Genomic DNA, 11,690 nt, shown 5'->3' on the forward strand with positions numbered 1-11,690 from the left:
GATGCGGATCAGCGCCCGACGGCCTTGCCGGCGTCGGGGCCCCACTCCGACAGCACGGCGGCCTCGATGATCGCGGTGATCGTGTAGAGCACCACCGAGACGATCGTGACGAACACCGTCGACGCCCAGATGAGCTGGTAGTCGAAGGCCGCCTTCGCCGCGGGCACCGCGGCGCCGAGGCCCGTCGTGGTGAAGAGGTACTCGTAGAGCATCGCGCCGGTGATCGCGCCCGGTACGGCGATGCGCATGGAGGCGAAGAAGTGGGGCAGGGCGGTCGGCACGGCGACCTTGCGCAGCACGGTGAAGCGGCTGCCGCCGTAGACGCGGACCAGGTCGACCGACTGCTGCGACACCGAGCGCAGCCCCACCGTCACGTTGACGAGCAGCGGGAAGAACACGACGACCGTGCCGATGAGCGCCGCGGTGATCGCCCCGTTGCCGAAGATGATGTAGATCACCGGCGCCATCGCGAGCAGCGGCACCGTGCGCAGCAGCATCGCGACCGGCATGAACATGAACTCGACGGGCCGGAACATCGTGAAGGCGACCGACACGAGCACCGACAGGGGCACGCCGACGAGGAAGCCGATGGACGCGTCCTGCAGCGTGACGCCGAGCAGCTTGAAGAGCGTCGCGCGGTGGGCCGCCGAGGTGCCGCCGTCGCCGTCCTGCGTGAAGTAGCGCCAGACGTCGGCCGGGCCCTTCGCGATGAAGGACGGGATCTGCGTCGTGCTGATGGCGAGCTGCCACAGGGCGAGCAGCACGACCAGCGACAGCAGGATCGTGCCGATCGTCACGCCCGTGCGGCGCGCGGTGTACGCGACGGCGGAGCGCGCGGAGGCGGAGACGACGGGGCCGCGGACGGCGGTGGCGGTCGCGGTCATCAGAAGGAGGCCTTCCCGGTCCGGTCGCCCGCGGACCACGGGGTCAGCAGCCGGCCGATGCGGTCGATGAGGAAGTAGGCGAGGCCGGCGACGGCCCCGGAGGTGAGCGCGAGCACCCAGACGCGGGTCGCGTCGTTGTAGAACTGCGCGTTCAGCAGCAGGATCCCGATGCCGGAGTCGACGCCGACGAGGAAGTACTCGCCGAGCACCGCGCCGAGGAACGCGGCGGGCGCGGCGATCTTCAGCGCCGCGAGCAGGCTCGGCAGCGCGGCGATGAGCCGCACCTTGCGGATCTGCGTGAAGCGGCTGCCGCCGTAGGCGCTGATCACGTCGAGCTGGGTGCGGTTGGCGGACTTCAGGCCGAGGATCGCGCCGATCACGGTGGTGAACACGACGCTGAGCGCCGCGAGGAACACGCTCGTGACACGGGTGCCGGCCTGCGACATGATCGCGACGAGCGGGCCGATCGCGGTCAGCGGCAGGCACGAGGTGACGACCGCGAGCTGCGTGGCGAATCCCTCCGTCCGCGGCAGCAGCAGCACGATCAGCGCGAGCACGATCGCGATCCCGTTGCCGATCAGGTAGCCCTCGCCGGCGGCGAGGCTGGTCGCGCCGATCGCCTGCCAGTAGGAGGAGTCGCCGAACGCCTTGCCGAACAGCTGCACGACCGCGAGCGGCGTCGGGATGGAGCCGTTGCGGCCGAACGGCGTCACGGCGATCAGGGCCCATGCGGCGACGATCAGCACGACGCCGAGCACGCCGCCCACCCAGGGCGGCATGTTCGAGAGCGACCGACCGCTCGAGCGGGACGGCCGGGCGCCGGCGGGCGTCCCGAGCACGACGCTCGGGGCGACCTCCGTGAGGGGCTCAGTCATCCGCGTCGCCCTTGCCGCCGAACAGGATCTCGGACAGGCGGTCGACGTACTCGTGGAACTCGGGCGTGCGCATCAGCTCCGGCACGCGCGGGCGCGGCAGGTCGATCTGCACGACCTCCGCGATGCGGCCCGGGCGGGCGCTCATCACGGCGACGACGTCGGAGAGGAAGACGGCCTCGCTGATGCCGTGGGTGACCATCAGCGTGGTCGCGGGGCGCTCGGTCCAGATGCGCAGCAGCTCGACGTTCATGCGCTGCCGGGTCATGTCGTCGAGCGCGCCGAACGGCTCGTCGAGCAGCATGATGCTCGGCTGCACCACGAGGCAGCGGGCGATGGAGACGCGCTGCCGCATGCCGCCGGAGAGCTGCGCCGGCTTGGCGTGCTCGAACCCGCGCAGGCCGACCAGGTCGATGAGGCCGTCGACGAGCGCGTCGTCGGCCTTCAGCCCGGCCACCTCGAGCGGCAGGCGGATGTTCTTCTCGACGGTGCGCCAGGGCAGCAGCGCCGAGTCCTGGAACGCGATGCCGATCGAGTGGTCGCGCTGGATCTCCGCAGCCGTGCGGCCGTTGACCCCGACCGTGCCGGTCGTCGGCGTCTCGAGCCCGGCGAGGATGCGCAGGATCGTCGACTTGCCGCAGCCGGACGGCCCGAGCAGCGAGAGGAACGAGTCCTTCTTCGTGCCCAGGTCGACCTGCGACAGCGCCTGCACGGACTTCCGCCCGAGGGAGAAGGTCTTCGTCAGCCCCTGGATGTTGATCCCGGAGGCCAGCTCCGGGTTCGCGACCGGGTCCGACGTCGCGACCGCGGTGCTCGTCACGATGTCCGTCATGGGACCTTCTCCCTCGTGCGTCGTTCTCGGTGGTGCGCCCGGCTCAGCTCGCGCTGGTCGGGATGGTGAAGGAGGTCTTGAGGTCCGGGTTCTCCTTGTAGACCTCCTCGAGCAGGCTCAGGTCGAACAGCTTGTCGGCGGTGATGTCGTAGCCCATCGCCTTCAGCGACTTGATGTTCTCGTCGATGAGGTCCTGCGTCATCGTGAACAGGCCGTTGGCGTTGACGTCCGCGGTGAGGATGAGCTCGTTCTGCGCCGTCGCCTCCTTCTCCTGCTCCCCGGTGTCGAGGTCCTTGCCGAAGTTCGCGCCCTTGCCGTACTTGTTCGCGGCCAGCTCGGCGGACTTCTTCGGGTCCTTGACCGCGTCGGTCCAGCCCTGGATCTCGGCCTTCAGGAACGCCTTGAGCAGGTCGCGCTTGCTCTCGATCGTGTCCTGCATGACCGTGAAGGTCTCCGCGACGAAAGGCAGGCCGTTGTCGGCGAAGCCGAGGACGACGGGCTTCTTGCCCTCCGCCTCCGCGAGGATCGGCTCGTTCGTGATGTAGGACATGTGCGCGTCGTACTTGCCCGAGATCAGCGGCGCGATGTCGAAGCCGGTGGTGACGATCGTCACGTCGCTCTTCGAGATCCCGTTGGCCTTCAGGAAGCCGTCGATGATCGTCTGGTTGGCGCCGGACTGCACGCCGAGCTTCTTGCCCTTGAGGTCGGCGACCGTGCGGATCGGCTTGCCGTCCTCGAGCGACATGAGGCAGAACGGGTTCTTCTGGTAGGTCGTGCCGATGATCTTCAGCGGCGCGCCCTTGATGATCGAGGGGGCGGTGGCGATCGGCGCCGACAGGCCGATGAGGGCCTTGCCCGAGATGATGATCTCCTCGGCGGTGGTGCTGCCGGAGCCGCCCGCGAGCAGCGTCACCTCGCTGAAGCCGGCGTCCGTGTAGTAGCCGTTCTCGGTCGCGAAGAACTCGCCCGCGAACTCGATGTTCTTGATCCAGGACAGCTGGAGGGCGATCTTCCCGAAGTCGGCCTTCGCGCCGCTGGAGCCGCTGCTGGACGAGCCGGGCGTCGTGCTGGACGAGTTGCCCGAGCACGCGGCGAGCAGCAGGCCGCCGCCGATCAGGCCGGCGCCGACACCGCCCGCGCGGAGGAAGGACCGACGGTCGAAGGCGGAGGGGATGAGCGAATCGGGCATGCGGGTCCTCGGATCTGCAGGGGACGGGTGCTGTGTCGCCGGGAACGGTACCCACGGCGCGTTTCCCCCACGTTTCGGGGCGGTCACGATCGCAGGCTGCCCGCTCGGGGCCTGCCGGCGCGCGCTGCGCTGCTCACAGCTCGAGCGCCACGGCGGTCTCGAGGGCCGCCTCGATGCTCGCCGCCCAGCCGGCCTGCAGCGCGTCCTTCGTGCCCGAGTAGAGGCTCGCGCCGTCGACCAGGTTGCTCGAGCAGGCGCACACCATGCCGGCGCGCACGCCGCGCAGCCGCGCGACGACGTAGAGGGCGCTCGACTCCATCTCGATGTTGAGGATCCCCTCCCGCCGCAGCCGCTCGATCCACTCCGGACCCTCGGCGTAGAAGGCGTCGTCGCTCGCGTTGAGGCCGTTCAGCGACGCGACCCCCTCCCGCGACGCGATGCGCGCCGCCTGCCGCTCGAGCTCCATCGTGATCGGCAGGTCGGGCACCGCCGGGTAGCCCGGGTGCACGTAGGCCGCGGTCGTGCCGTCGTTGCGCAGCGTGCCCTCGCTGACGAGCAGGTCGCCCGGGCGCACGCCCGGCTGCACCGCCGCCGAGCTGCCGACGCGGATCAGGCTGGTCACGCCCACGCGGATCAGCTCCTCCGCCGCGATCGCGGTCGACGGGCAGCCCATGCCCGTCGAGGTCGCCGTGATGCGGCGGCCCTTGTAGGTGCCGACCATCGTGCGGTGCTCGCGCTGGTGCGCGACCTCCTGCACGTCGGTCAGGAACTCCGCCACCAGCGGCACCCGGAACGGGTCGCCGGGCAGCAGCGCGACCGTGCTCACCTCGCCGGGCGCGACCCCGATGTGGTACTGCCGCTCCCCCACGCCCGCCACGCTCTTGTCCACCGTGCGCATCGCCGCTCCTCCGTCCGTGCCCTGAGGCCCGGGTAGCGTACGAACGGTGCGTTCCGGTCGTGTTTCGGGGGTGCGACGGATCGTCGTGCTCGACTTCGACGGCACCGTCGCGGTCGGCGACGAGCCCGTGCTCGCGTACTTCCGGGGCGTCGCGGGCCCCGAGGCGGACGACGTGCTCGCCCGGTGGGTGGTGACCGGCGGCGCCGGCTACCGGGACGGGTACGGGCTCGTCGCCGACTGGGCCGCCGCGCACGAGGTCGCGGAGGAGGTGCGCTCGGCCGCGTACGCCGCCAGCCGCGCCGCGCTGCACGACGGGACCGCGGCGGTGCGGGCTCCGGAGGGGCTGGCCGACCTGCTGCGCCGGCGCCCGGACGACGTGCGGTGCGTGCTCGTGACGAACGCGCCCGTCCAGGGCATCGAACCCGTGCTCGCCCGCCTCGGCCTCGATGGCCTGCTGGACGAGGTCGTCGGCGACGCGCGCAAGCCCGACGGGATGCCGGCGGTGCTCGAGCGGCTGCTCGGCGAGGCGGCGCTGCCCGCCGACGCTCTTCTCTCGGTCGGCGACGTGTGGCGCAACGACCTCGAGCCCGCCGCGGCGATCGGCGCCGCGACCGCCTTCATCGACCGCTTCGGCGCGGACGAGGGCGCCCCGACGTTCCGCGGCCGCACGCTCGAGGAGCTGCTGCCCGACCTCGAGCGCTGGTGGACCGCGTGACCCTGCTCGTCATCGGCGGGGTCGTGCTCGGCATCGCCCTCGCGACCTTCGTCGCGACCCGCATCGCCCGCCTGATCGCCTTCCTCCGCGGCTCCCGCCGCTGATCCGCGCCGGCGCGCTGCGATTGCGCGTCGCAGTCCCAGTCGCGCGCGAGCGCTCGCGCGCAACTGGGACAGGAGCGCGCAGCTGCGGAGGCGTCGAGCGGCGCGAGCCCCTTCGGATCCGGTCCTCCCCAGGCGCCGGGCGCACGGAGGCGGCCGGCGCACGTGATCATCCCCGCATGAGCGGCTGGGACCTGGGGCTGATCGTCGTGCGCGACGGCTCCCACTCGAGCGGGGAGCGCAGCGCGCTCAACCGGGACGTGGAACGCGGCGTCTCCGTGCGCCTGCGACGCGGCGTCTACGCCGACCGCCCCGGCTGGGATGCGCTGTCGCCCGAGCAGCGGCACATCGCGATGATCCGGGCGGTCGACGAGGTGTCCGACGGACCCCTGCTGTTCTCGCACGCGTCGGCGGCGGTGCTCCACGGGCTCCCCGTGCTGCGGAGGCATCTGACGCGCGTGCACACCACGGCGCCTCGGGCGTCGGAGCGCGGGCACGGCGACGTCGCAGGGCACCTCTTCGCGGTGCGGGACGAGGAGGTCGTCCGCATCGGCCCCGTGCGCGTCACCGCGATCGCTCGCACGGTCGTCGACATCGCAGGTGCCACGCCCTTCGGCGAGGGACTGATGGCCGCGGACGCCGCGCTGCTCGCGGGCGTGCCGCGCGTCGTGCTCGAGCAGGCGATGGACCTCGCGGGCCCGCGGCAGGCCGCCCGGCGCATCGCGGACGTCGTGGCGGTGGCGCACCCGGGCGCCGAATCGGCCGCGGAGTCGATGACGCGCTCGAACCTGATCCGGCTCGGCTACGAGCCGCCCGAGCTGCAGCACGCCCTCTGGGACGAGTGGGGCCTGGTCGCGTTCCTCGACTTCTTCTTCCGACGGTTCCGCGTCGGCGGCGAGGCGGACGGGCTGATGAAGTACCTCGATCCCGCGCTGGCTCCGAGCGGCGCCGGGCGAGCGGTGGTGCATGAGAAGCTCCGCGAGGACCGGGTGCTCCCGCTCGTGCACGGGCTGGCCCGCTGGGGCTGGCGGGAGGCGACGAACGCGACGCTGCTGCGCCAGAAGCTCGCCCGGTCCGGCGTCCACCCCGCCTCGCCGCGGGCCAGGATCGCCGACTACGCCGCCGCAGCACGCGACGCGCAGCCCCGGCGCCTCGTCAGCCCCCGCTAGTTGCGCGTCCCGGTCGCAGTTGCGACCGAGCGCTCGCGCGCAACTGGGACCAGGGCGCGCAAATGCGCGCCGGTCAGCGCGGGCGGGTCAGTTGGTCCCCGGGGCGTCGTGGGTCGCGGACTCGCGGAGGGCGGCCAGGAGGGTGAGCACCGCGGCCACCTCCGCCGGTCCGCCGACGCGGTGGTCGGCGGCCGTGGGGCCGTCGCCGCTCTTCAGGCCGAGGTCGTCGGCGGTCAGCGCGACGAAGGCGTCCTCGTCGGTGACGTCGTCGCCCGCGTAGAACACCGCGCTCGCCCGGGTGTAGCGGCGCAGGTGCTCGACCGCCTCCCCCTTGGTCGTCGAGCGCACGGAGAACTCGATCACGTTCTTGCCGAGCCGCACCTTCGCGTCCGGCGCCTCGGCCTTCAGCTCGTTCACCGCGACCAGGTGCGCGAAGCGGCTGTGGCGCTCGGTGGCGAGGCGGGTGTGCAGCGCGAAGCCCGCGGGCTTCTCCTCGATCCAGACGGAGTCGAGCGAGTCCGCGATCTGGTCGAGCACCTGGCCGAGCACGTCGAGCTGCTCGCGCTCGCTGTCGTCGAGGTCGAGCACGTCGTCCGGCTCGTCGAGGCGCAGCTCGATGCCGTGCGAACCGATGAGCAGCACCCGGTCGTCGAACGAGGCGACCTGCTCGAGGTCGCCGAGCGAGCGACCGGACACGAGCGCGACCCGCGTGCGCGGCAGCTCGATCAGCCGCTCGACGGCGGTACGCGCCTCCGGGGTCGCCCGCGCCTTCTCGGGATCGTCGACCTCGGGCGCGAGCGTGCCGTCGAAGTCGAGCGCGACCAGGAGGCGCGGGGTCGCGGCGAGCGTGCCGAGCGCGTCGCGGAGCCCGCGCCGCAGCCCGCTGCCGGAGGCGCCGAGGCGGTCGTCGAGCGCCATCACTCGACCGCCGCCGCGGCGCGGGCGGACGGCGTCGGCCGCAGGTCGGCGAGCGCGTCGAGGAAGTCCTTCGACCAGCGCTCCACGTCGTGGGTGAGCACGCGGTGCCGCAGCGAGCGCATCCGCGTGCGGCGCTCGGCGCGAGACATGTGCACCGCGCTGAGGATCGCCCGCTTCAGCCCCTCGATGTCGTGGGGGTTCACGAGCAGCGCCTGCTTCAGCTCGTCGGCGGCGCCGGCGAACTCGCTGAGCACGAGCACCCCGTCCTCGTCGGCACGGGTCGCGACGTACTCCTTCGCGACGAGGTTCATGCCGTCGCGCAGCGCGGTGACGAGCATCACGTCGGCGGCGAGGAACAGCGCCACCATCTCCTCCCGGGGGTACCCGTGGTGGAGGTAGTTGATCGCCGAGTGGGCGATGCTGCCGAACTCCCCGTTCACGCGCCCGACGGTCAGCTCGATGTCGTCGCGGAGCGCCTTGTAGGTCTCCACGCGCTCGCGGCTCGGGCTGGCGATCTGCACGAGGACGGTGTCGTCGACGTCGAGCTTGCCCTCCGCGAGCAGCTCGGCGTAGGCGGCGAAGCGGTGCTGGATGCCCTTCGTGTAGTCGAGCCGGTCGACGCCGAGCATGATCGTCGACGGGTTGCCGAGGTCGCTGCGGATCTGCGCGGCCCGCGCCCGCACCTCCGGGTCCTCGACCAGGTCGACGTAGGCCTTCGCGTCGATCGAGATCGGGAAGTGGCGCGCCACGACCGTGCGGGGCTGGTCCGAGGAGGAGTTCGGCCAGCTGCCCTCCCCCGCCGCCGGCAGCTCGATGCGCCCCTTGCCGGTCTGCACGTGGAAGATCCGGCGGATCGCCCGGAGGAAGTTGCCCGCGTCCGCGCGGCGCTGGAAGCCGATGAGGTCCGCGCCGAGCAGCCCCTCCGCGATCTCCCGCCGCCACGGCAGCTGCGAGAAGAGCCCGTACGCGGGGAACGGGATGTGGTTGAAGAAGCCGATCACGAGGTCCGGGCGCAGCTCGCGCAGCATCTTCGGCACGAGCTGCAGCTGGTAGTCCTGCACCCAGACCGTGCCGCCCTCGGCCGCGACGTCGGCCGCGGCCTCCGCGAACTGCTGGTTCACGGCGACGTACGCCTCCCAGAACCGGCGGCTGTAGGTGGGCTGCGCGATCACGTCGTGGTACAGCGGCCAGATGGTGTCGTTCGAGAAGCCCTCGTAGTAGAGCTCGACCGCGGTCGCCGACAGCCGCACCGGCACCAGGTGCAGGCCGTCCGCCTCGAACGGCCCCTGCTCGTCGTCGGCGACGCCGGTCCAGCCGACCCACGCGCCGTCGTTCGCCCGCATGACGGGTTCGAGCGCGGTCACGAGGCCGCCGGGCGACGGCTTCCAGGAGGGGCTGCCGTCGTGCGCGGTGACGCGGTCGACCGGCAGCCGGTTCGAGACGACCACGAAGTCGAACCGCTCTGCGGAGGTGTCGTCCTCGATGTCGTCCCCCTGTGCTCGTGTCGGGTCAGGCTACCCGGCGGCCCCTGCGGGCAGGTCGAGGACGCTCCTCGCCGCCGCGACGAGCGGCGCGGCGTAGGAGGGGCCGTGGCTCGCGGCGTGCACCGCGAGCGGGTGCAGCTGGTGCAGCCCGAGCCGGTCCTGCCACCCGGGTCGGAGGGGGTGGGCGGCGTCGTAGGCGGCGTAGACCTCGGCGAGGAACGGGCAGCCGAAGAGCGCGAGCATCGCGAGGTCCGTCTCGCGGTGCCCTCCGGAGGCGGCGGGGTCGATGAGCACCGCACCGCCGTCGGTCCACTGCAGGTTGCCGTTCCACAGATCGCCGTGGAGGCGGGCGGGCGGCTCGCCGTCGTCGAGGTCGCCGCCCGCGAGGCGCGCGCACGCCTCCTGCACGACCCGCAGGTCGGAACCGCCGATGGAGCCGCGCCGGGCCGCGCGCTCGGCGTACGGGAGCACCCGCTCGGCGGCGTAGAAGGCGCCCCACGCGGGCCAGCCCTCGGGCCGGGTGGACAGCGGCTGCTGCCCGATGAATGTCGGGCCGGTCCACTCCCCGGGCGGGACGCCGAAGGCGGCCGCTCCCGCGTCGTGCGTGGCGGCGAGCGCCGCGCCGAACCCGCGGGCGTGGGCGGCGGACGGGCGGCCGATGTCGAGCGCCTCCAGGTCGATGCGGCCGGGCTCGACCGCGAGGACGGCGACGACGGCCGCGCCGTCCGCCTCCGCGAGCCAGCGCAGCCCGGCCGCCTCCGCCTCGAAGAATCCGGGCGGGGCGTCCGGGCGGCGCTTGGTGTGCACGCGGGTCACGGGCGACGACGCTAGGTCGCGCGCCCTCGGATGAGGTGGGCGCCGATCAGGTGAGGGCGGGCGTCGCGCTGAACAGGTCGGTGGAGGTGCGCCGCCGCGCGACGACCGCGGTCGTGAGCACGAACGCGAGCACCGCCCACAGCAGGAGCGACAGCAGCGCGGTGCCGATCGCGCCGCCGGAGGCGCCGGTCAGCACCGCGGTGGTCGCGTTCACGGCCGCGGTCATCGGGAGGAACGGGCTGATCACCTGGAACGGCGAGGACACCAGCTCGATCGGGTAGATGCCGCCGACCGCCACGAGCTGCACGCCGAGCAGCACGATCGACAGCACCGTGCCGGCCCGCCCGAAGACGGCCTGCAGCAGCTGGTGGATCGCGAGGAACGCGATGCCGGCCACGACCGCGACGAGGAACAGCAGCGGCAGCGCCGACCACCCGACCCCGAGCGTGGAGGCGAGCAGCACCACGATCAGCACGGCCTGCGCGACCGCGACGACGACCCCGCGCAGCAGCGCGCTGCCGACGAGGCGGCCCGTGCCGACGCCGGTGGCGAGGAGGCGGCGGGAGACCGCGCCGAACAGCAGGACGAGCGCCGCGGCGCCGATCCAGAGCCCGACCGGCACGATCAGCGTGGAGACGATCTGGCCCGGGCCCGACAGGGAATTCTGCCGGGTCGCGCTGGCGTTCACCGGCGACGCGATGACCTTGCCCGCCTGCTTCTGCTGCGCCTTGGTCAGGTTCGGCACCTGCTGGGCACCGCTGGAGAGGCCCGACCCGATCTTGTTCGCACCCGACGCGAGCTGGTCCGCTCCGTCGGCGCTCTTGCGCACGCCGTCCGTCAGCTGCGACGCCCCGGTGGCGAGGCCGTCCGCGCCGGTGCCCAGCTGCGAGGCGCCGGAGGCGAGCTTGTCCGCCCCCGCTGCCGCCGAGCGGATGCCGCCCGGCAGCTTCGCGAGGCCGTTCGCGAGGCTCCGGGCGCCCGAGTCGAGCGAGGTGCCGCCCGACGCGAGCTGCGTGCCCGCGCCGCGGAGCTTCGCGATGCCGGGGTCGCCGGCGAGCTGCCGCGATCCCGCGGCGAGCTGCGACTGGCCGCCGGCGACGGTGTCGAGCTGCCCGGCGATCGCCGTGAGCGCGCCGCGCGTCTGCGCCGACAGGGTCGGGTCCGAGGCGACGACGCCGCGCACGCCGGCTGCGAGCTGCGCCGTGCCGCCCGCGAGCTTCGCCTGCGCCGCGGCCGACTTCTGCGACCCGGCGACGATGCCGCCGAGCGCCGAGTTCACGCCCTTCGTGTACGAGCTGACGCCGTCGGTGTACCGGTCGACGCCGCCCGAGAGCTTCTTCGCGCCTCCGGCCGCGCTCGCGGCGCCGTCCGCCGCGGTGTCGAGCCCGTTCCCGAGCGACGACGCGCCGCTCGACAGCTGCCGGGCGCCGTTCCCGAGGGAGCTCGCGCCGGTCGACAGCTGGGCGCCGCCGTCCGCCGCCTTGTCGAGCCCGTTCGAGAGCTTCGTGGCGCCGCCGCCGAGGCTCGTCGCCCCGTCCGCGGCCTTCAGCAGGGAGGTGCGCACCGAGGCGTAGCCGCCGTAGAGGCCGGAGACGACGCTCGTCGTGATCTGGCCGCCGACGGTCGAGGCGATGGTGTCGCCGACGATGCCGCCGACCTGGCTGACGATCGTGCCGTGCGCGTCGTCGGTGGTGATGCGGATGTCGGCCTGCTTCGGCGAGGTCGAGGAGACGGAGGCGATCGACTTCGAGAAGGTCTTCGGATCGTGACGATCGCGTAGACGTCGCCGTCGTCGAGCAGCTTCTGGGCGGC

At 72.9% G+C, this 11,690-nt stretch carries 12 protein-coding genes; 3 read left to right on the plus strand and 9 right to left on the minus strand.

All coding sequences use genetic code 11. The annotated features are described in order from the left end of the window. Nucleotides 1-8: 8 nt before the first annotated feature. From ABEA53_RS13405 to ABEA53_RS13425, 5 genes are all read right to left on the minus strand, one after another. Nucleotides 9-884, minus strand: coding sequence for an ABC transporter permease (locus ABEA53_RS13405; protein WP_345481751.1), 876 nt, complete (start codon nt 882-884; stop codon nt 9-11). Next, a complete protein-coding gene (locus ABEA53_RS13410; protein WP_345481752.1) occupies nt 884-1,759 on the minus strand; it encodes an ABC transporter permease in 876 nt (291 codons plus the stop codon). The genes ABEA53_RS13405 and ABEA53_RS13410 overlap by 1 nt, the downstream gene beginning before the upstream one ends. Further along, nucleotides 1,752-2,588 (minus strand): ABC transporter ATP-binding protein, encoded by an 837-nt coding sequence (locus ABEA53_RS13415; protein ID WP_345481753.1) that lies wholly within the window; start codon nt 2,586-2,588, stop codon nt 1,752-1,754. The genes ABEA53_RS13410 and ABEA53_RS13415 overlap by 8 nt, the downstream gene beginning before the upstream one ends. A 43-nt stretch (nt 2,589-2,631) precedes the next feature. Beyond that, nucleotides 2,632-3,777 (minus strand): ABC transporter substrate-binding protein, encoded by a 1,146-nt coding sequence (locus ABEA53_RS13420; protein ID WP_345481755.1) that lies wholly within the window; start codon nt 3,775-3,777, stop codon nt 2,632-2,634. A gap of 133 nt (nt 3,778-3,910) precedes the next feature. Beyond that, nucleotides 3,911-4,675, minus strand: a complete 765-nt coding sequence (locus tag ABEA53_RS13425; protein WP_345481756.1) for a nucleoside phosphorylase — start codon at nt 4,673-4,675, stop codon at nt 3,911-3,913. Between the two features lie 70 nt (nt 4,676-4,745). Here ABEA53_RS13425 and ABEA53_RS13430 point away from each other — a divergent pair, with 70 nt between their 5' ends. Both ABEA53_RS13430 and ABEA53_RS13435 read left to right on the plus strand, forming a co-directional pair. Beyond that, a complete protein-coding gene (locus ABEA53_RS13430) occupies nt 4,746-5,390 on the plus strand; it encodes an HAD family hydrolase (RefSeq protein WP_345481757.1) in 645 nt (214 codons plus the stop codon). Between the two features lie 280 nt (nt 5,391-5,670). Then, on the plus strand, nt 5,671-6,660 hold the full coding sequence (locus tag ABEA53_RS13435) for a hypothetical protein (RefSeq protein ID WP_345481759.1): 990 nt from the start codon (nt 5,671-5,673) through the stop codon (nt 6,658-6,660). 87 nt (nt 6,661-6,747) lie between these two features. Here the strand turns inward: ABEA53_RS13435 and otsB are convergent, their stop codons facing one another. The 4 genes from otsB to ABEA53_RS13455 all read right to left on the minus strand — a co-directional run bounded on the left by otsB (nt 6,748) and on the right by ABEA53_RS13455 (nt 11,442). Next, nucleotides 6,748-7,578: a trehalose-phosphatase gene (gene otsB, locus ABEA53_RS13440; RefSeq protein ID WP_345481760.1), complete on the minus strand. Its 831-nt coding sequence runs from the start codon at nt 7,576-7,578 to the stop codon at nt 6,748-6,750. Further along, nucleotides 7,578-9,026: an alpha,alpha-trehalose-phosphate synthase (UDP-forming) gene (locus ABEA53_RS13445; protein WP_425550634.1), complete on the minus strand. Its 1,449-nt coding sequence runs from the start codon at nt 9,024-9,026 to the stop codon at nt 7,578-7,580. Before ABEA53_RS13445 ends, otsB begins: the two co-directional genes overlap by 1 nt. Nucleotides 9,027-9,092: 66 nt before the next feature. Next, nucleotides 9,093-9,878, minus strand: coding sequence for a fructosamine kinase family protein (locus tag ABEA53_RS13450; RefSeq protein ID WP_345481761.1), 786 nt, complete (start codon nt 9,876-9,878; stop codon nt 9,093-9,095). Nucleotides 9,879-9,924: 46 nt separating this feature from the next. Next, nucleotides 9,925-11,442 carry a YhgE/Pip family protein gene (locus ABEA53_RS13455; RefSeq protein WP_345481762.1) on the minus strand — a complete coding sequence of 506 codons (1,518 nt, stop codon included), beginning with the start codon at nt 11,440-11,442 and terminating at the stop codon, nt 9,925-9,927. A gap of 40 nt (nt 11,443-11,482) precedes the next feature. Between ABEA53_RS13455 and ABEA53_RS13460 the strand changes: the two genes are divergently transcribed. Continuing rightward, complete coding sequence (locus ABEA53_RS13460; protein WP_345481763.1) at nt 11,483-11,647, plus strand: hypothetical protein; 165 nt, start codon at nt 11,483-11,485, stop codon at nt 11,645-11,647. Nucleotides 11,648-11,690: the final 43 nt, after the last annotated feature.

The sequence above is a fragment of the Amnibacterium soli genome, assembly GCF_039544415.1.
In the GTDB taxonomy this organism is placed as follows: Bacteria; Actinomycetota; Actinomycetes; order Actinomycetales; family Microbacteriaceae; genus Amnibacterium; species Amnibacterium soli.

Coding starts and splice junctions, on each gene's coding strand:
- ABEA53_RS13425 (WP_345481756.1), bottom strand. CDS start 4,675: ATGCGCACGGTGGACAAGAGCGTGGCGGGCGTGGGGGAGCGGCAGTAC.
- ABEA53_RS13415 (WP_345481753.1), bottom strand. CDS start 2,588: ATGACGGACATCGTGACGAGCACCGCGGTCGCGACGTCGGACCCGGTC.
- ABEA53_RS13405 (WP_345481751.1), bottom strand. CDS start 884: ATGACCGCGACCGCCACCGCCGTCCGCGGCCCCGTCGTCTCCGCCTCC.
- ABEA53_RS13420 (WP_345481755.1), bottom strand. CDS start 3,777: ATGCCCGATTCGCTCATCCCCTCCGCCTTCGACCGTCGGTCCTTCCTC.
- ABEA53_RS13435 (WP_345481759.1), top strand. CDS start 5,671: ATGAGCGGCTGGGACCTGGGGCTGATCGTCGTGCGCGACGGCTCCCAC.
- ABEA53_RS13410 (WP_345481752.1), bottom strand. CDS start 1,759: ATGACTGAGCCCCTCACGGAGGTCGCCCCGAGCGTCGTGCTCGGGACG.
- otsB (WP_345481760.1), bottom strand. CDS start 7,578: ATGGCGCTCGACGACCGCCTCGGCGCCTCCGGCAGCGGGCTGCGGCGC.